At 55.8% G+C, this 19,516-nt stretch carries 12 protein-coding genes; 5 read left to right on the forward strand and 7 right to left on the reverse strand.

Annotated features, from left to right (window positions below):
* Window positions 1-354, reverse strand: a complete 354-nt coding sequence (locus tag ACQKLP_RS09530) for a DUF2200 domain-containing protein (protein WP_427322307.1) — start codon at window positions 352-354, stop codon at window positions 1-3.
* A 333-nt stretch (window positions 355-687) separates the two neighbouring features.
* Between ACQKLP_RS09530 and ACQKLP_RS09535 the strand changes: the two genes are divergently transcribed.
* Window positions 688-1,842, forward strand: coding sequence for an FIST signal transduction protein (locus tag ACQKLP_RS09535; protein WP_427322309.1), 1,155 nt, complete (start codon window positions 688-690; stop codon window positions 1,840-1,842).
* Window positions 1,829-4,483, forward strand: coding sequence for an ATP-binding protein (locus ACQKLP_RS09540; RefSeq protein WP_427322311.1), 2,655 nt, complete (start codon window positions 1,829-1,831; stop codon window positions 4,481-4,483). The genes ACQKLP_RS09535 and ACQKLP_RS09540 overlap by 14 nt, the downstream gene beginning before the upstream one ends.
* A 97-nt stretch (window positions 4,484-4,580) precedes the next feature.
* Here the strand turns inward: ACQKLP_RS09540 and ACQKLP_RS09545 are convergent, their stop codons facing one another.
* From ACQKLP_RS09545 to ACQKLP_RS09570, 6 genes are all read right to left on the reverse strand, one after another.
* Window positions 4,581-5,783: a redoxin domain-containing protein gene (locus tag ACQKLP_RS09545; RefSeq protein ID WP_427322313.1), complete on the reverse strand. Its 1,203-nt coding sequence runs from the start codon at window positions 5,781-5,783 to the stop codon at window positions 4,581-4,583.
* Window positions 5,784-5,812: 29 nt separating this feature from the next.
* Complete coding sequence (locus ACQKLP_RS09550; protein WP_427322315.1) at window positions 5,813-6,892, reverse strand: redoxin domain-containing protein; 1,080 nt, start codon at window positions 6,890-6,892, stop codon at window positions 5,813-5,815.
* A 25-nt stretch (window positions 6,893-6,917) separates the two neighbouring features.
* Complete coding sequence (locus tag ACQKLP_RS09555) at window positions 6,918-8,381, reverse strand: RagB/SusD family nutrient uptake outer membrane protein (RefSeq protein ID WP_427322317.1); 1,464 nt, start codon at window positions 8,379-8,381, stop codon at window positions 6,918-6,920.
* A 24-nt stretch (window positions 8,382-8,405) separates the two neighbouring features.
* Complete coding sequence (locus ACQKLP_RS09560; protein ID WP_427322319.1) at window positions 8,406-11,831, reverse strand: SusC/RagA family TonB-linked outer membrane protein; 3,426 nt, start codon at window positions 11,829-11,831, stop codon at window positions 8,406-8,408.
* 246 nt (window positions 11,832-12,077) lie between these two features.
* Complete coding sequence (locus ACQKLP_RS09565; protein WP_427322321.1) at window positions 12,078-13,217, reverse strand: FecR family protein; 1,140 nt, start codon at window positions 13,215-13,217, stop codon at window positions 12,078-12,080.
* A 94-nt stretch (window positions 13,218-13,311) separates the two neighbouring features.
* The gene (locus tag ACQKLP_RS09570; RefSeq protein ID WP_427322323.1) at window positions 13,312-13,848 is read right to left on the reverse strand and encodes an RNA polymerase sigma factor; all 537 of its coding nucleotides are present in this window, start codon (window positions 13,846-13,848) and stop codon (window positions 13,312-13,314) included.
* Between the two features lie 332 nt (window positions 13,849-14,180).
* Here ACQKLP_RS09570 and ACQKLP_RS09575 point away from each other — a divergent pair, with 332 nt between their 5' ends.
* From ACQKLP_RS09575 to ACQKLP_RS09585, 3 genes are all read left to right on the forward strand, one after another.
* On the forward strand, window positions 14,181-14,756 hold the full coding sequence (locus tag ACQKLP_RS09575; protein ID WP_341838814.1) for an RNA polymerase sigma factor: 576 nt from the start codon (window positions 14,181-14,183) through the stop codon (window positions 14,754-14,756).
* An 86-nt stretch (window positions 14,757-14,842) separates the two neighbouring features.
* The gene (locus ACQKLP_RS09580; RefSeq protein WP_427322326.1) at window positions 14,843-15,931 is read left to right on the forward strand and encodes a FecR family protein; all 1,089 of its coding nucleotides are present in this window, start codon (window positions 14,843-14,845) and stop codon (window positions 15,929-15,931) included.
* 196 nt (window positions 15,932-16,127) lie between these two features.
* On the forward strand, window positions 16,128-19,514 hold the full coding sequence (locus tag ACQKLP_RS09585) for a SusC/RagA family TonB-linked outer membrane protein (RefSeq protein WP_427322327.1): 3,387 nt from the start codon (window positions 16,128-16,130) through the stop codon (window positions 19,512-19,514).
* Window positions 19,515-19,516: the final 2 nt, after the last annotated feature.

Here is a 19,516-nt window from a genome sequence, read left to right on the forward strand (position 1 = left end):
TTATTTCCGGAGGATCTTCTCCATGGCTTTGCCTTTCGCCAGTTCATCGATCAGTTTGTCGAGGTACCGGGCCTGCTGCATGGTTTTATCTTCGATGTCTTCCACCCGGTATCCGCAAATCATGCCTTTGATCTGGGAAGCGTTCGGATGGATGCGGGCCTGGCCGTAGAAATCCTCGAAATTTGTTTTGTTGTCGAGATGCTGCTGAAACGTTTTTTCATCATATCCCGTCAGCCAGAAAATGATTTCGTCCACCTCGGCCTTCGTCCGCCCTTTCTTCTCCGCTTTCGTGATGTAATGCGGGTAAACGCTGGCGAACGACATTTTTTTGACTCTTTCGGTGTTGTCTTTCATTTTGATACGCTTTTAACGGTGAAGCCGCCGTCAATTTACAAAATATATCAAAACCTGACCGCCCTTCCCGTTCCGCAGGAAGGGCGTTTTTATGCCCGGCATTCCGATGTTGGGCGGCCCTTACTTATTAACTTGCAGATAAAATCGCATATAAATCGGTGATAATTTATGGAAAGCGGCCAAAAGAATTTTCCCGGCTTGCGAAAATGGAGTAATTTATAAGTAGATCTCCTGCAATCCTGCGTTCGCCGTAAAATTGCAGCAGGCCCCAGCATAACTTCCGGTCAACCGTTACAACCTTGAAAGATCGACCATCTTCTAAACCATGAATGCATGTTAGCAAAACTGTTTCGCTTCAACGACGGCCGGGTTTTACCGTCGGAAGGCGGCCCCGAAATGGACCCGGCATCCTGTAACCTTGTACTGTGCTTCGCCGATAAGCAACACCTGGAAACCGATCATTTGCACAACGCGCTGCGCGGATATTTCCCTTCGGCGGAAATCGTGCTGTGTTCCACTTCCGGGGAAATCAGCGGTCCGTCGGTGACAGATGGCGGCGTATCCATCGTTGCGCTCCGGTTCGATCATACTGCGCTGCAGGCGCAATGCGTCAATATTTCGGCGTATACAGACAGTTTCGGCGCCGGCCGTGGACTGGCAGACCGCTGCCTGCGCAACGGCGTTCCGCCGAAATACCTGCTCGTAGTGAGCGATGGCAGTTTCGTAAACGGGACAGACCTGCTCAACGGCATCCACGCCGCGCCGGGATGGGAGCAGGTGTTGGTGACCGGGGGGCTTGCGGGCGACGGGCTCCGCTTTTCCTCCACGCTCGTCGGCCTCAACGCCCCGGCGCAGCAGGGCAACATCGTCGGCATCGGGTTTTTCGGCGATAAATTGGCGGTAGGCCACGGCTCCAAGGGCGGATGGGACACGTTCGGACTGGAAAAAGTAGTGACGCGATCGGACCATAACGTGCTGTACGAGCTCGACGGCGTCAATGCGCTATCGGTATATAAACGCTACCTCGGCCCCGATGCTTCCGGGCTGCCGGGTGCCGCGCTGCTTTTCCCGCTGGCAGTAGTACTGCCCGATACGGAGGAGGCCGTGGTGCGGACGATTTTGTCGGTGGATGAGGAAGCCGGTACCATGACCTTCGCCGGTGATATCCCCGTCGATTCCCGCGCCCGTTTTATGCGCGCCAACTTTGACCGGCTCATCAACGCATCGCATGGTGCAGCGCTGAATGCCACCTTGCCCAACGGCGCCTCCGGGCCGCAATACGCCCTGCTCATCTCGTGCGTTGGCCGGAAAGTGATCCTGCGCGATCGTATCGAAGAGGAAGTAGACGCGGTGATCGATCAGTTCGGCGGGCGATGCGTCATGTCGGGATTTTATTCTTATGGTGAGCTGTCGCCCAACGTGCCGGGCGGCAAATGCCAGTTGCACAATCAAACGATGACCATAACCACCTTCTATGAAATGGAGTAAACTGCTGGAAAGGCAATTGTCCAAATACGCACCGCCCCAAATCATCGACGATCCCGGCTGCGAACGTTTCCTGCATGCGGTCAACGATTCCTACCTGGCGTACGAGCGCGATCTGGAACTTTCCGAAAGGGCGTTCCGCATCAGCGAAGAAGAATATCAATCCCTCAACGGCAGGCTTTCCCGCGAGCTCGGCAACAAGCAATTGTCGATCGTCCAGCTCCAGGACGCTGTCGTGCAGCTCACCGGTTCGGAACTGGCCGCGGGCAAAGACGAGCTCCTCGATATCCTGGACGTATTGAAAACGGAAATGATCAAGCGCCGCAAAGTGGAAGCCGAGCTGGCCGACACCGCTAACCGGCTCGCCCTGCTGATCGCCAACCTGCAGGCAGGCGTGCTGGTGGAAGACGAGCATCGTACCGCCGTGCTGGCCAATGCCAGCTTCTGCAAGATGTTCAATATTCCCGGAACACCGCTTGAAATGGTAGGCAGGGATTGCGAAAAAGCGATCGGGGAAAGCAGTTCGCTGTTTAAAGACCCCGTGGCACTGGTGGCCCGGATCAACCAGCTCATCCGGCAACAGGTGCCGGTCGTGAACGATGAAATGGAGCTGGCAGACGGCCGGGTGTACGAACGGGATTACATTCCCCTGTTCATGAACGGCGTCTACCGCGGCCACCTGTGGCAGTGCCGCGACGTGACGAAGCGCGTTGAGGCGGTGAACGCAGTGAAGAAGAACGAGGAAAAATACCGCAACATCATCGATAATATGAACCTGGGCCTGGTGGAAGTAGACGCGCTCGGCATCATCCGTTTCGCCAACCAGTGTTTTTGCGAAATGTCGGGCTACCAGGCAGAGGAGCTGATGGGGCAGGACCCGTCCCTGCTTTTTTACGAGGAAGCGCAGGCGCGGCTGCTGGCCGAAAAAGGCCGGTTGCGCGAAAACGGCGTGTCGGACGTATATGAGCTCGAAGTGAGGAATAAGCGCGGGGAGCCGAAGTGGTGGCTCATCAGCGGCGCCCCGAACTACGACGATGCCGGCCGTTTCACCGGTTCTATCGGCATTCATCTCGACATCACGGAGCATAAGCAACTGGAATACGAATTGAGCCAGGCGCGTATCGCGGCGGAGGAGTCTTCGCGGGTAAAGGAAGCTTTCCTGGCCAATATGAGCCACGAAATGCGGACGCCCATGAACGCTATCATCAACATGTGCCGGCAACTGGCCCGCACGCAGCTCGATAACCGCCAGCACATCCTGCTCGATACCATCGATACCGCGTCCGAACACCTGCTGGTCGTCATCAACGATATCCTCGATATCTCGAAGATAGAAGCCGGGAAACTGGAGCTGGAAACCATTCCCTTCCGGATTTACGATATGCTGAAAAATGTGCTGCTCGTTGTGCAGCCGAAGGCCGATGAAAAAGGCCTGTTGCTGAAACTCGAAGTGTCTTCACAAATGCATCCCGTACTTACCGGCGATCCGCACCGCATCAGCCAGGTGCTTCTGAACCTCCTCAGCAACAGCATCAAATTCACCGACCGTGGTACGGTCACCCTGCAGGTAACGCCCAGCGGGATGAAAGACGGCCGGCAGACCATCGTTTTTTCCGTGCGCGACACCGGTGCGGGAATGGACGCCGAATTCCTGAAAAAAATATTCGACAAATTCTCCCAGCAATACCGCGATACCGCGCGCAAATCCGGCGGCACCGGGCTGGGAATGGCCATCTGCAAACAGTTGGTAGAATTGATGGACGGCCAGATCAGCATCTCCAGCGAAATGGGCGCCGGCACGGAAGTTACCTTCTGGCTGTCGCTCGAAACCTCGACGGATGCGGCCGTGAATACGATCGACACCGAAATGCCCGACAAAGATGCGCTCAAAGGCAGCCGCATTCTCATGGCCGAAGACAATATCATGAACCGGTTGGTGGTGCGCACCATCCTGGAAGCCTACCATGTGGAGCTGACAGAGGTGGAAAACGGTTATGAAGCCGTGCGGCAGCTGAAGGTAGCGGGGTACGATGTGGTGTTGATGGACGTGCAGATGCCCGTCATGAACGGTTATGAAGCCACTGCGCTCATCCGCAGGGAATTGAAGCTGGATGTGCCGATCATCGCCCTCACCGCCAATGCCATCAAAGGGGAAAGCGACCGCTGCATCGAAGCGGGTATGACGGGATTCGTGTCCAAACCTTTCGAAGAAAATGCCCTGATCCGGGAGATCGCCATCAGCCTGCAAAAAAATCAGTTACGCCATTCCGTTTCCCAAAACAGCGGTTCCCCGGCCGCCGCGCCGGAAACGCTGTACGATCTGGCGAAGCTGCGGAAGATCAACGATAGCACGGGTTTTATCACCCAGATGGTCAGGATGTTCCGCCAGCAGGCCACGGCATCGGTAACAGAGATCCGGCAGGCTGCCGGCGCGGGTGACTGGCCCGCGGTGCGTGCGGCCATCCACAAGATCCGTCCTTCTGTGGACGCCATGGGGATCGCGGCGTTGGAAGCGGACCTGATCGATCTGGAGCATCACGCGGCGGATAACGACCCCTCGCGCCGGAAATTGGACCATGTGCTGGAAGTGCTGTTGCAGGCCGCGGAGCAATTGCGCGGCCAGGAAGGAACGTTTGCAGATTAAAAAAAGACAACGTACTAATATCCCTCCGTAAATGCGAATGCCCTTCCATATTGCAGGAAGGGCATTCGCTTCAAATTCAGGCATTGGGAAGGGGATGCTACATCTTCCCAAAAACTTCCGCGAGTTTTTTATCCATCGCATCGTCATCTTCACCGCCACCGCCGTAACGGCCAACGATCATGCCATCGGGGCCGATGAGGATTTTGGTGGGCAGGGAATGAATGCCGTAGTAATCGCTGATATCTTCGGGATTGGGCTCGTTGTTCTGGCGTTTTTTCATGTCGAGCCCGCGGAGCACATGCTTCCAGATACCGATACCGTCCTGTTCTACGGCTTTTTTCCAGGCTTCGGGCTTGCTGTCGTCGTCAGAAATGCCGATGATCTCAAAGCCTTTGTCTTTGTATTGCGCGTACAGTTTTTTCAGGTGCGGGTTGCCTTTGCGGCAGGGGCCGCACCAGCTGGCCCAGAAGTCGATGAGCACGTATTTCCCTTTGTAATCGCTGAGGCTGAGGGTTTGCCCGTTGATGTCCTGCTTCGTGAACACATGGGCCACGCTGCCGGGAGATCCGCCGCGGAGGGCGTCCACTTCTTTCTTGATTTCTTTCCCGTAACCGGTTTGCCGCAATTCCTCGGGCATCTTGTTCCAGGCGTTCTCCGCTTCTTTGAGGTTCATCCCGCCAATGCGGAAGCGCAACAGGTACACGCTCACGAATGAAGCGGGATGCCCGTCGATGAACTTTTTATCGATGGCGTCGAGCTGGTCCTGATACGGTCCCATCTTTTCTTTCAGCTCATCGAGCTGGTTGATCAGCCCGGCCTGCGTGGCGCTGTCTTTCTTGGCGCGGCGCGCGGCGATGTACTCCTTGTTGAGCTGGTTGAATTTTTCGGAAATAGGCTTCAGGTGAACGTACACCGGCTTATGCAGCTCGTTGAGCTTCGCCATGTCGGCCTGTGCGCGGGAGCCGGCGAGCTTTGCTTCGTCGAGCGCGCCTTTCTTCGCCGTGAGGGTCATTTTGGCCGGCTCGAGGAAAAGGGTGGCGTATTCCGCGTCGTAGTTCATGGCGGAAGGGCTTTCCAGCATAAAATGCCCGACGGTGGGGCCGGTCAGGGGACCGGAAATGGTGAAGCGCCCGTTTTGCAGCCTGGCGCTGTCGCTATGGCGCTCGCCGTTGCTGCCTTCATAACTGAGGTAAACGAATCCGCCCGGCTTGCCTTCCACTTTTCCGTTGATGGTGAAAGTCTGCGCCTGTGCGCCCGATATCAGCAGGCTGGCTGCGATCAGCATCGGTATTTGTTTCATGATGCGTGTTTTTATTTGGAAGTGGGCTATCAGTTCAACAATTCTGCCAGTTTTTTATGCAATGCCGCACCGCGGAGGTCTTTGGCCACAATGATCCCTTCGGGGCTCACGAGGAAGGTGGACGGGATCGCCTGGATGCCGTATTCCTGCGCCACGGAGTTCTTGAAGCCTTTGAGGTCCGACAGCTGGATCCAGGGCATGCCGTCGTCGGCGATGGCCTTTTTCCATTTCTCGCCGTCTTCGTCCAGTGAAACGCCTACCACGGTGAAGTTTTTGTCTTTATAAGCGTTGAAAGCCTTGAGCACGTTGGGATTTTCCGCACGGCAGGGCCCGCACCAGCTGGCCCAGAAGTCGAGCAGCACGTATTTGCCTTTGAAATCGGAAAGTTTCACGGGTTTGCCGCTTACGTCGGGCTGCGTGAAATCGATCATCGGTTCGCCGATGGCGCTTTTTTTCAGGATGGCGATGCGGCTGGCGAGGCGGGTGCCGGTACCGGTTTTCTGCGCGGCAGGGTCGAGCAGCTGGTAAAGGCTGTCGAGCGTTTTGTATTCGCCTACCACGGCCATATCCTGCAGGAGCGATACGCTCACGGGGCTTTTCGGATGCTCCGCGATGTAGCTTTTCGTGATGGCGCGGCGCTGCGTCCGCAGATCGGTGGCTTTTACCTCGAGGACGGCCATGGCCGAATCATTGTCCTTGATCTCGTTATAGTTGGCGTACAGCGCCTCTTCCTGGTCGGTGACCGGCTTCAGGGATTTGCGGTAGGCCATGTACTCATCATGACTGGCGGAGCCGGAAACCCGGACGTCGGAAAGGGAATCGGCGTGTCCGGAGATTTTGATGTCGGCCTGTTCCAGGAACAGTTCCACATACCGCGTCGGAAACATGAGGTATACTTTTTCCGGTTCGGTCACGTCGCCCGACCAGCTGAATTTACCGTCTACCACGCGCATGGTGTCTGTCCGCGCCGAATCGGCCACGGGTACGGAAAGGTAGACCACGGAATCCTTGAGGCCGGTGATCTCGGCCGTGATGGTTGCCTTGGGTTTGTCTGCGGTGCCGCAGGCGTAAACCGCGGCGGCCAGTAAGCAGGGGAGGGTGCGTTTCATATGTGTGCGATTGGTTTAGCTTGTCTTAATTTTTAGGCAGTTCCAGCACAACTTTCGGGTCGGTGGGCTGAATGGTAAAGGCGGTCCCGTTGAAATCCGCGGCGATCCTTGTCATAGGGAGGCCGTTGCGGAAATAATCGAAGCTGTTATGTCCTTCGAAAGCCAGTTCGATCCTTCTTTCCTTCAGTATGGCGGCCATGAGGTTTTGCGCGGTCAGGTTGTCGATATCGGCAGCGGGCAGTCCGGCGCGGGTATGGATGATTTTCAGGTCTGCTTTCGCCTGGGCGGTGTTGCCGAGCTTGGCGTTGGCTTCCGCGCGGTTCAGGTACAGTTCGGCCAGCCGGAAGTAGGGATACGGCGCACGGGTGAGCCAGGCTTCGGGCAAAACAAGGTACTTCGTTGTTTCTACAAAGCCGGATTTGGGGTTGAGGAGGATGAAATTGCTCCGCAAGTCCCCCGGCAGCAGGAGGCTCTTGAATTCCGTAGAGGGCAGGAAAGTGGCGCCCACGCCGTAGTATTCGTCGAAGTGGTACATTTCGCCCATGGAGCTGCCGCGGGTGGAGTTGTCGTAGGCGAAGATGAATTCCTTGTTGGTGGCGCCTTTTACGCGATCGTTCTCACCGAATTCATCGCTGGCGAACATCTTCACGTAGGCGTCTCCCTGCAGCAGGGCGTATTTGGCACCGGTATGGCTGATCACGCTGTCGGCGTACTTGATGGCCAGCGCATTGGCGGCCGCGTCCGGACTGGCGATACTGCCGCCTTTGTAGAGGTACACGCGGGACAGGAGCGCCCATGCCGCAGCGGTGCTGGCAAACCCGTTGTTCTTCGTTACCGGTGCTTTCATGAGCTGCGCGGCCATGGCGAGGTCGGCCACGATGAGGTCGTACGTCTGCTGCACGGTGCTGCGCGCCGGGATGTCCTTGATGTCGCTGCTGGTTTTCAGGATGAGGCCGGGGCTTTGTGCGGCCTGCTGGTAATAGGGTTTGCCGTACACGCGCACCAGGTTGAAGTAAATGAGGGCGCGGATGAAATGGTTTTCACCTTTCGCATAGAGGAACCGGTTTTTCTCCGCTTCGGTGAGCGAAGAGAACGAGGATTGTTCCATGTCGGCGATCCCTTCCAGCGTGGTGTTGACGCTCACGATGATCTGGTAGGCGTTGCGGTAGAAATCGGCGCTGTTGCCCTGGGTGGGACTGGCGCTGTTGCGGTAGAAAAAGGCGTCGGTTTGTTTGGAAGGGAGGCCCCAGGTCTGCAGGGTCACGTTATTGCCGCGGCTTTCCGCGAAATCATGCATCGGCACGTCGTAATCGTTGAACCCGCTGCCCTGCATGAGCACGTAGTTGCCGATGGTCGTTTCTTCGATCCCTGCCAGCGAAGCCAGTTCGCCTTCCTTGTCGATCTTCGTCAATGGCCGAACGCTGTCGATCTGCTTGTTGCAGGCCGTGGCCAGCAATCCGGTAATTATGAGGGTGGTAATGTGTTTCATGTTCAATTATTGTTGCCCGAAAAATTAAAATCCAAGTTGCAATCCGAAAACGTACCTGCGCGGAATGCCGATCGCCGAACCGATAGACCCGCCGAAATCCTGTGCCTGTCCAACAGAAGGCCCTTCCGGATCGGATGAAATGAGTTGTTTCGAATAGAGCGTGTAGAGGTTATCGCCACTCACGTAGAAATTGGCCTGTGCCAGCCGCAGCTTTCTCAGCAGCGATTGCGGCAGTTCGTATCCCAGGCGAACGCTGCGCAGGCGTGCGTGGCTGCCGTCGTGCATGTATTTGCTGGAACCGAAATAGCTCGTGTTGGCGTGGGTGTACAGTTCAGGCTCGGTGGCATCCGTTTGGCCGGGATGCGTCCACTGGCGCTGGGAGCTGCGGAGCGCGATCTGGTTGTAGCTGGTGAGATTGGAGCCCTGCATCTGCTCGGCCAGGTCGTCGTTGATGACGTACCCGTAAGCGAAGGTGATGAGCACGTCCAGCGAAAACTGCTGGTACGAGAAGCTGTTGGTGAGGCCGCCGAAAGCTTTGGGCTGGAAGTTGCCGATATGCTGGAACTGGCGCGGGTCGGCGGATGCGCCCACTTCGTCCATCGAATTTACGTAAGTGATGCCGGTGACATTCCCTTTGTCGTCGAAAACCCGTTTTTCGAACCGGGGCTTGCCGGTTTCGGGGTCTACGCCTGCGTAGGGAACGGCTTTGAGGGAGTTGATATCGTCGCCGGGGAAGAGGTAGAACGCGTTGGCGTTATAGAAGCCCTGCCGCAGCGAATCGTTGGCTACGCTGATGATCTTGTTCTTGTTGAAGCTGATGTTGAAGGAAGTATTCCAGCGGAACTTCCCGCCGGTGATGTTATCGGAATTGATAAGGATTTCCAGGCCGCGGTTCTGCACGGTAGCCACGTTTTTCCATTGGGTGGGGAAGCCGGCTACGGATTCGAGGGTCACTTTCTGGAGGAGGTCTTCCGATCTGCGGCTATAAAAATCCACACTGGCGGTAACCCTGTTGAACAGGCCGAGGTCAACGCCGGCGCTGAAGGTTTTGGTGATCTCCCATTTCAGGTCAGGATTGGCAAGCACGGCCACGATGGCGCCGCCCTGCCCCTGGTAGGTGTAGGTAGGGTCGTAAAGGGTACGGGTGAGGAAGTTATCGCCCAGCTGGGAGCCGCTGGTACCGTAGTTGGTGCGCAGCTTGAGGTTGCTGAGCCAGGGCATCCCGGCCGCAAACCGTTCTTTGCTTACCACCCATGCGCCGCCGACGGAGTAGAACGTTCCGTAGCGCTTGTCTGCACCGAAGCTGCTGGAAGCGTCCGTTCGCAGGGAGGCGCTCAGGCTGAAGCGATCGTCGTACGTATAACCCGCTTCGCCGAAGGCGGAAAACACGGCGCGGTCTTCCTTGCCGCCTTCGATATTTCCGTTTTTGGTAGTGGGGATGCCGTAGATGGAGTAATCATATCGTCCGCCCACCAGCCGGCCCAGCGAGATCACGGGATATCCGGCGCGAACGTTGTTCACGTTCACGAGCATGTTCTCCATTTTCGTGCGGCCGTATTCCGTTGCGGCGAGGGCGCGCAGGCTGTGCAACCCGAACGATTTCCGGAAATTCAGCTGGTTCGATGTGAGGAAGGAGAAAAGCTGGTTGGTGGTAGTGCCCAGGAACCCTTTCGAAGAGGTGCTGGTACCGGAGCCGGCATAGCTGCGCGCGTCGATGTAACGCTCGTCTTTGGTATAGTTCAGGTTGGCGGAATTGGTGCTGGAAATACTCAGCCAGTCGGTGATCCTGTAATCCGCCCGCATAGACCCCACGAGCCTTTGCGCTTTGGGATGCACGTAGTTATACTCGTTCTCGAAGATGGGGTTCTCGGCCGTGCGCATCCTGCCGTCGATTTTGTATTGCAGATTGGGCTTCAGCGTTCCGTTGGCGTTGTAAGGGTTCACCCAGGGGATCATGCCATAGAGGAATGTGCCGGAGTTCATGTTTTCCCGTTCGCCGCTGTCGAAAATACCGTTGACGGAAATATTGGTGGTAAGGCGGGAGGAGAGGCGGTTTTCGAGATTGATGCGGAAGTTGCCGCGCTTCAGGCCGTTTTGTACGCCGGTCGACTGTTCGTCATAATACGATCCGCCGATGTAATACCTGGCGGCTTCGGTGCCGCCGCGGGCCGAGAGGTTCACTTCCTTGGTGTTGCTGTTGAGGAAGGCGTAACGCTCCCAGTTGTACCCGTTCTGCACGTCGGAAAGGGCGGGCAGGCGATTGTCGAGATAAGCCTGCAGGGTAGGGTACTGGGGTGAGAGGGTACCGTTGTTTACCCGGTAATCTTCGGTATAGTAGCGTTTCTGCAGGTCGTACAGCTCCTGGCTGGAAAGGAAGCGGATATCGCCGCGGTTGGGTTTGTTGATCCCGTATTTCACTTCGGCGCGGAGCTGCGGTTTGCCGGTCTGGCCTTTTTTCGTATTGACCACGATCACGCCGGCGGCTGCACGGGAGCCGTAGATGGCGGTGGCGGCGGCGTCTTTCAGAATGGTGAGGTTATCGATGTCTTGTGCGTTCACGAGCTCCTTGAGGTTCTGGTTCGGCATGATCACGCCGTCGAGCACCAACAGGGGCCCGTAATTCTGGGTGGGCATCACGAATTCGTTGACACGGTCTACGCCTACGCCCACGATGCTGCTCTGGCCACGCACGAAGATCTGTCCGCCGGCGCTGGTGGGGTCACCGGCCCCCTGTTCGGAAATGTAGAGCCCGGTAGCGCGCCCTTTCAGCAGGGAAACGGGGTCGGAGGTGGTGATGCCTTTGCGCAGCTGGTCGCCGCTGATCTTTTGCACCGCGCCGGTGAGCTCGCCGGTTTTCTTGGCAGAGTAACCGGTGATGATGAGCTCGTCCAGTTTGGAGGAGGCGGCAGACAGTAGAATGGTGACCGCGCGGCCCGCAGTGGCTTTTACTTTGCGGGGCTCATACCCCACGAACGTAACTTCGAGCGTCACGTCAGCATTGTCGGTATCCAGTTCGAATTCGCCTTCGCCATTGGTGACGGTGGCTTTGGACGAGCCGCTGATCTGCACGGTGGCGCCGGGCATGGGGGTGTTGGTGGCCGCATCGCGCACGGTGCCGCGGACTTTCTGCGGCGGTTGCGGTTGAGCGGTGCTGGGGGCAGATTTGCGCAGTACGATCGTTTTGCTGACGATGGTCCAGGCCAGCTGCCGCCCTTTCAGGCAGGCATCGAGCGCTTCTTCCAGGGAAGCGTTCTTCACGGCGATAGACACGATGGCGCCGGCGGGCAGGGTACCTTCTTCGTACCATACCTGGTAGCCGCTTTGCCTTTCGATCTCATCGAGCACCCGCTCGATCGGCGCATTTTCCCGCAGGATGGAGATCTTTTGCGCAGTGGCGGCGGCACTGACGTGCATGGCGCCTAACAGGACGAAAATGATGGAGAGCTTCACGGTGAATAAACTTTTTGTGAACGGGCTCCGCCCGGATTTGGTTGATAGCAGGCATAGTCTGCCCAGCTCCTTTCGGCTAAAGGACGTCGAGAACATAATAATGGTTGATTAAAGTTTTAAAAATGTTCCTTGTAATTGGTGTACGACTTTGGCTTTCCTGTCTGAGTCTTTGTTTTTTTCGTGAATGATTGGTTGAACGCTTCGTGCCGGGAAGCCGTCCGCTCGATGTTTATATCTGTTTTGCGCTTATGGCAATACGATGATCTTTTTCCCTTCCTGCCTGAAATGCAGGTTGCTGGCCAGCAGGACGGACAGGGTTTCGGAGAGGCTGTATCCCCGCGAAACCTTCCCGGTAAACCGCCGGTGGGAAACAGGCCCTTCGTACACGATGTCTACGTCGTACCAACGCCCGATCTCCCGGAGGATGACCGGCAGGTCGGCGTTCCGGAAAACGAAAAGCCCGTCTTTCCAGGCTACGTTCTGCGCGGCGTCTGCGTCCTGGAGCACGGAGATGTCGGCTCCTGCGCCGACGGTTGCCACTTCGCCGGGGCGCATGACCCTGCTCTTTCCGCTGCCGGCCACTACCCGGACGCTGCCTTCCAGCAGGGCGGTCTGGATGCCGGGTTCGCCGGGGTAGGCTTTCACGTTGAAGTGCGTCCCCAGCACCTCGATCCTCGGGCCTGCGGTTTGTACCACAAAGGGTTGCGCGGCATTGGCGGCCACTTCGAAATATCCTTCCCCGTTCAGCTCCACGAGCCGCTGTTCCCCCGCAAATGCAGATGGGAACCGGAGCTCACTGGCGGCGTTCAGCCAGACCTTCGTGCCGTCGGGCAATATCAACCGGTACTGTTCCCCTTTCGGGACGTTCAGTTTGTTGATCACCGGCGCTTCGCCCGGCTTTTCGGGGCCATACACCAGCAGCGATTCCTCTTTGCTGATCGTAGAACCGCCCTGTTGCGCTAGGTAGCCGTTAGCGCTGGAATCCAGCTCCACAACCTGGCCGTTGCCCAGCGTGAGCGTTACGCCCTTGCTGTTGTTGGGCGGTGTGGCGGGCGTTAGTTCCGCCGCTGGCTGACCGGCCGGTTTGCCTTGCTGGCGCAGCAGGTAAGCCCCTGTGGCCAGGAGCAGCAGTGCGGCGGCCGCGGCGGCGGGCAGCCATTTCCGGCGCCGCGGCCGGAGGGTGGCGGCCGGGCGCATCTGTTCCTGTATGCGTGCCATCATGCGGGCACGCGTGTCTTCCAGCGATGTTTCCTGTTCCGTGGTCACGATTTCCGTATCGCCCGCGTTTACCTGGTCGTACCAGTCGTGCAGCGCCGCAGCCTCCTCGGGGGTGGCGGTGCCGTCCAGGTATTTTGCGGCCAGGACCTTAACCTGTGCTGTATCCATTACGTGTAGTTAATCCAGAGCGAGGGGCCCTTTTATATATAGAGCATCGCCAAATACTTTTGTACGCAAAAAAGGAGAAAATAATTTTCCGGGGTTATTTCAGGAGGAAAATGAGCAGCGCCATGGCGAGGGATTCCCGCCGCTTCCGCATGAGCTGCATCACATGGGTAACGTAACCTTCGGCTGTCCGGAGAGACACCCCCAGTTCGCTGGCCACCTCGTCCAGCGGCCGGTCCAGCAGCTTATGCTGGAGGAAAACGATGCGGTGTTTGGCCGGCAGCCCGTCGGCGAATTTGTTCAGGATGTCTATCAATTGCCGGTTGTCGATATCGAATGCGGGCGCCATATCGGGCGCCACGGCCTGGAGCGTGCCCGTCCGCTCGCTGGCGCGCTGCTCGTTGGCGAAATGCCGGTAAACGGCGTAGCGTACCATGGCCGAGAGGTAAAAGGGGAGTGACTGGATGGAAAGCGAAGCGCGCTTGTGCCAGAGGGTCAGGAACACCTGCTGCACGATCTCTTCCGCGTCCTGCGCGGATTGCAGCCTTTTGTGCGCCATGAAATACAGCCGCTCCCAATACTGGTTGTAGATTTCCGTAAACGCAGTTTCATCCCCGTCTTTCAGTAAGTCCAATAAAGCTATATCGTTGATTTCGCTCATATCTATGGCAGCAGCTCGTATAAATTTACAAAAACGGCGCAAAAGACCATATAAGATCGCGATTTTTTTCACCGGGCGGTAATTTACGCGCATATATAAATGATGTTGTGGCGGATGACACATCGGGTACAATAATAAAAGCAGGAGCCGCTGCGCGGGAGGCTTTTGTCATGCCAGTGAAATAGTGTTGGGATGACAATCGTTTCCATTCCGGATTTCCGAAAAAAAATAAAAAAATCAAAAAAATCTAATAACTTGATCCACCATCGTACTGATATTGTCGTCCCTCAAATAAATCGCTGTCATTGGAAAATACACAGTTGTCTGAAATATCCAAACGGATCGAAAATGACGATGAAAATGCATTCCGGGAGATCTACGATCTGTTCTATTTCGACCTGGTAGCCTTTTCCCGGCAGATCGTTCTGGACGATGCCGCTGCGGAAGACGCCGTGGAAAATGTGTTCATCCGGCTATGGCAGAACCGGAAAACACTGGGCAATATCAACAACCTTTCCGCCTACCTTTACACCGCCGCCAAATACGCTTCCATCAATTACCTCAAAGCGAGGAAAAATGTGAGCGACGTATCCATCGAAGATCTCGACGATCAGAGCCTGTATTCCTTCTCCACGCCAGAAACTTCCATGATCGGGAAGGAAGAAGTCCTCACCATCGAAAAAGCCATCAACCAGCTGCCGCCCAAATCCAAGCTCGTTTTTTATCTCGTGAAGGAAAAAGGGCTCAATTGCCGGGAAGTGGCCAAGATCCTCAACTCCTCCGTTCGCACGGTTGAAACCCAGCTCTACCATTCTCTCAAGAAAATCGCCGCCATCCTGGAAGAAAGCCAGGTGATCCTCCCCAGGCGAAGCAGCCGGTAGGCGCATCCGGGAAATATTTTTTGCGGACGAATACGTAATTCCGCCTTTTCCGTTGTCTTATAGTAGAAGAATTTATCGACAAGTCCATGCATAGAAGCCGTTTAATTGAATTGCTCGCAAAAAAGAAAGCAGGGGGCATTTCGCTCAAAGAACAGTTTGAGTTGTCTAAATGGCTGCAGGAGAATGAGGACGACCGGAACCTGGCCAGCCAGGTAGACGAGTTGTTCGGCATGGAATACGGGCCGCGGCGGACGGACGACGACCGGAGGAACAGTGATAAAAGCTGGGACCGCATCATGAGGTCCGTCCATTCGGAAGGGGGCGAAGCGCCCGACCAGCCGAAGCAGCCGCGGATATTCACGTGGCGCCGCATCATCCCGCTGTCTGTTGCATCCGTCGTCCTGCTTTGCGTGGCCGGCACCGGTACCTGGTACTGGATGTCTGCCAGGAAAGAGGCCCAGGCGCAGCAGAACATCGTTGGCACTGAAAAGGGATCGCGCTCCAAACTGACGCTGCCCGACGGGTCGCGGGTGTGGCTGAACGGCGACAGCCGGATCACTTACGGCGCGAGCTTCGGGAAAAACGACCGCGAACTGACGCTGATCGGGGAAGCGTATTTCGACGTGGCGAAAGATCCCGGCCGCCCGATGATCATCAAGACGGCCACCGTTACCATCAAGGTGCTGGGGACCGCCTTCAACGTCCGTGCCTATCCGGACGAGAACACGACGGCCACCACACTGGTACAGGGGAAAGTCCAGGTATCGGTCAACCATAAAAAAGAACTGAGCTATTTGCTGTCGCCGGATGAAAAACTGATCGTGAAAAACGATACCGGCCTGCCAGAAGAAATAAAAGAAATACACGCTGAATCGGGAAAAATCCCGGAAGAAATAACCAAGATCAGGATCGTTAAAACAGATTCTATTCCTCCGGAAGCACAGTGGACCAGGAACAAGCTGGTATTCGCCAACCAACCGCTTCATGAAGTAGCAGATATTCTATCGCGGTGGTATGGTGTGAATGTGGTCGTGCATGGAGATGAAGACATGAAAGCCCGGCAGTACACGGGGATATTTGAAAACCAAAGTCTCCAAAGCGTTATGGAATCATTACAGGTAGCCGGCGGTTTTAGTTACAAAATGAAAAACGATACAATTTTTATAGCGCCTTAAACCAAACTCGAATCGCATATGATAAGTTAACGTCCCTGGTTTTTCCACGAAAACCGGCCGGGCCCCCACGTGCCCTGCTGTAAACACTGGTCAAAATCCAGCCGCAAAGGAGCGGCTGATTTACAATTGAATTATTTTAGCTATGATTAACACGTACTGCTATAGCCGCGGCTATATGTATAAGCATCTTATTGCCATGAAAATTATCATGTTTCTTGCGCTCTTCACCGGGTCGTCGTTGCTGGCCAACGACCTGGCAGGGCAAGACAAGATCACGCTGAACTTCAGTCGCGCCCCCATCGAAAGCGTCTTGCGGACGATCCAGGCGCAAAGCAAGTATTCGTTCGTGTACCAGTCTGAAGTGATCCCGCAGGGCATCCAGATCAACATCAGCACCAAAAACGCCACCATCGATACGGTGATGAACAAGTTGCTCCGGAACACGCCGCTGTCTTACAAAAAGATGGAGAACAACGTGATCGTCATCCTGAACAAAACCGCCCCGGAAGTGCGCGCCGCCTCTTCGCAGCCGCCGGTCACGGTACGGGGCTCGGTGAAAGACAAGGCGGGCGGTATGATGCCGCACGTGTCGGTCTACGTTAAAGGTACCCAGCACGGTACCATGACCAACGAAAAAGGCGAGTTCACGCTCGAGGCTAATATGTACGATAGCCTCGTTTTTTCTTTCGTGGGTTATAAGCCGCAGACGGTTTTCATCGCCGACAGCCGGCCGATCATCATCGTCCTGGAAGCGCAGGAGGGGAGCCTCAACGAAGTGGCCGTGGTGGGCTACTCCCGGCAGAAAAAATCCAGCATGGTAGCGTCTGTGACCACCATCAAGCCGGGCGAATTGCGCATCCCGAGCAGTAACCTCACCAACGCCCTCGCAGGCCGCCTGGCGGGCGTTGTGGCTTACCAGCGAAGTGGGGAGCCAGGGCAGGACAACACCTCGTTTTTTATTCGCGGGATCACCTCGTTCGGCGCCTCCGCGAAAAAGGATCCGCTCATCCTCATTGACGGGATCGAGCTGAACACGAGCGACCTCGCGCGGCTGAACCCCGACGATATCGCCAGCTTCAGCATCATGAAAGACGCCCTCGCCACGGCGCTCTACGGCGCCCGCGGCGCCAACGGCGTGATCCTCGTTACCACCAAAGAAGGGAAGGAAGGAAAGATGAATGTCGACGTGCGCGTCGAGAATTCGTTTTCCATGCCTACCGAAACGATCAAGACGGCGGATCCGGTTAAGTATATGAGGATGCAGAACGAGGCGATCAAAACCCGCTTCCCCGAAGCCAATACCTATTATCTCGACGAACAGATAACCTTCACTGAAAGAGGTGAACACAAAGACATTTTTCCCGCCACCAACTGGCGCGAAGCGATGTTCAAGGATATGACCATTAACAACCGCCTGAACCTCAGCTTTACCGGCGGAGGCAGCGTGGCCAGGTATTATGTGGCAGGTGCCGTTACGAGAGACCGGGGGAATATACGTGTAGACCGCAGGAACAATTTCAACTCGAATATCGATCTATACAAATACTCCATTCGTTCGAACGTAAATATCAACCTCACGAAAACAACGGAATTGTCGACCCGCTTCGTGGCGAACTTCGACGATTATACTGGTCCGATAGACGGAGGTTCTTCCATGTACCGCAAAGTGATGCAGGCCAACCCTGTCCGCTTCAAGCCTTACTACGAGCCGGATTCCGTATTCAGCTATGCCAAGCACATCCTGTTCGGGAACTTCGAAACGGGTGATTACCTGAACCCCTACGCCGAGGTGCTCCGTGGCTACAAGGATTACAGTGCGAGCAATATGCTGACTACCATAGAAATGAAACAAAACCTCGACAAATTAGTGAAAGGCCTCATGCTGCGGGGACTTGTAAACTTCGACCGCCGGTCGTATTACCAGATCACCCGTGCTTACAATCCCTTTTACTACAAGATCACCGGTTACGACCTGAAAAACGACGCTTACAAGCTGGCACGTCTTAATCCCACAACGGGTACCGAAACGCTTAGCTACGGCGAAGGTAGCGGCCGCGATGTTTCTAACAGCGTTTACTTTGAAGGTGCGGCTCAGTATAACAGCAACTTCGGCAAGCACAGCGTGAGCGGCCTGGGCGTATTTACCGCACGCCAATTCAAGGAAGGTGCGGCCCCGAGCCTCCAGCTTTCGCTGCCCACCCGCAACGTAAGTTTGTCTGGCAGGTTTTCCTATAATTACGATTCCCGCTACCTCGCCGAATTCGCTTTCGGTTACAACGCATCGGAGCGTTTCGCGAGAAACAACCGCTGGGGCTTCTTCCCCTCGTTCGGTGCGGGGTGGGTGATATCCAACGAAGCGTTTTTCCAGCCGCTTACTTCCTTCTTCCGCCAGTTGAAGCTCCGCGGCTCCTACGGCATCGCCGGCAACGAAGCGATCGGGAGCAGGGACGAGCGCTTTTTCTATCTCTCGGATGTGGACCTGAATGCGAACTATAATGTGAACTGGGGTTTGAATATGGACAAAAACCCGGGCGGCATCAACGTTCGCCGGTACGCAAACGACCAGATCGGCTGGGAGCGTTCCTATAAATCTAACCTGGTGCTCGAATTTAACCTGGTCAACGGACTTTCATCCATTATTGAAGTATATAAGGAAAGACGGAAAGACATTCTTCAGCAGCGGATCATTCCGGCTACTACCGGTATCATTCCGTCTGTAAAAGCTAACCTCGGCGAAGCGGAAGGAAAGGGTATCGATATCGAGCTGAATTACGACAAGAGCTTCGGGAAAGACTGGCAGGTAACCGGCCGTGGTACTTTCACTTACAGCACCAGCAAAGTCATTAAATGGGAAGAGCCCGACTACAGCAAAAGCCCCTGGCTCTCGCGCGTGGGCAGGAGCCTCGGTCAAAACTACGGTTTCATCGCTGAAAGGCTGTTTGTAGACGACGCTGAAGTGAAAAACTCTCCCAGGCAGGAGTATGGCGAGTATTCCGGCGGAGATATCAAATTCCGCGATGTCAACGGCGACGGAAAGGTCAACGACCTCGACAAGGTACCCATCGGCCATCCTGTTACACCGGAAATCGTGTATGGCTTCGGGTTGTCTGTTACTTATAAAAGATTCGATGTCAACTTCTTCTTTCAGGGCCTTGGCCGCGAATCCTTCTGGCTCAATATGCAGAACGTGACGCCTTTTGTGGACGGAGACGGAGGTGATAACCGGATCGGGCAGAATGCCGTGCTGCAGGCGATCGCAGACGATTACTGGTCCGAATCCAATCGCAATGCCTACGCTTTTTGGCCCCGTTTGGCCAACTATGTGTCTACCAACAACGCACAGTCCAGCACCTGGTTCATGCAAAACGGCTCGTTCCTTCGGTTGAAGTCCGCCGACATCGGGTATACTTTCCCCCGGGAATGGCTGAAAAGATATAAAGTGGAAAACCTGCGGATCTATGCCAGCGGCACCAACCTGGCGGTGTGGAGCGCGTTCAAGCTGTGGGACCCCGAAATGGCGGGTTCCGGGTTCGACTACCCCCTCCAGAAAGTGTATAATGTAGGTATTAACATTGGCCTGTAAAA

It is taken from the genome of Chitinophaga sp. NPDC101104, assembly GCF_050277495.1.
Classification (GTDB): domain Bacteria; phylum Bacteroidota; class Bacteroidia; order Chitinophagales; family Chitinophagaceae; genus Chitinophaga.

Bases quoted from the DNA above. Each gene is read 5' to 3' on its own strand.
- ACQKLP_RS09530 (WP_427322307.1), bottom strand. From the start codon at position 354: ATGAAAGACAACACCGAAAGAGTCAAAAAAATGTCGTTCGCCAGCGTT.
- ACQKLP_RS09535 (WP_427322309.1), top strand. From the start codon at position 688: ATGTTAGCAAAACTGTTTCGCTTCAACGACGGCCGGGTTTTACCGTCG.
- ACQKLP_RS09540 (WP_427322311.1), top strand. From the start codon at position 1,829: ATGAAATGGAGTAAACTGCTGGAAAGGCAATTGTCCAAATACGCACCG.
- ACQKLP_RS09545 (WP_427322313.1), bottom strand. From the start codon at position 5,783: ATGAAACAAATACCGATGCTGATCGCAGCCAGCCTGCTGATATCGGGC.
- ACQKLP_RS09550 (WP_427322315.1), bottom strand. From the start codon at position 6,892: ATGAAACGCACCCTCCCCTGCTTACTGGCCGCCGCGGTTTACGCCTGC.
- ACQKLP_RS09555 (WP_427322317.1), bottom strand. From the start codon at position 8,381: ATGAAACACATTACCACCCTCATAATTACCGGATTGCTGGCCACGGCC.
- ACQKLP_RS09565 (WP_427322321.1), bottom strand. From the start codon at position 13,217: ATGGATACAGCACAGGTTAAGGTCCTGGCCGCAAAATACCTGGACGGC.
- ACQKLP_RS09580 (WP_427322326.1), top strand. From the start codon at position 14,843: ATGCATAGAAGCCGTTTAATTGAATTGCTCGCAAAAAAGAAAGCAGGG.
- ACQKLP_RS09585 (WP_427322327.1), top strand. From the start codon at position 16,128: ATGAAAATTATCATGTTTCTTGCGCTCTTCACCGGGTCGTCGTTGCTG.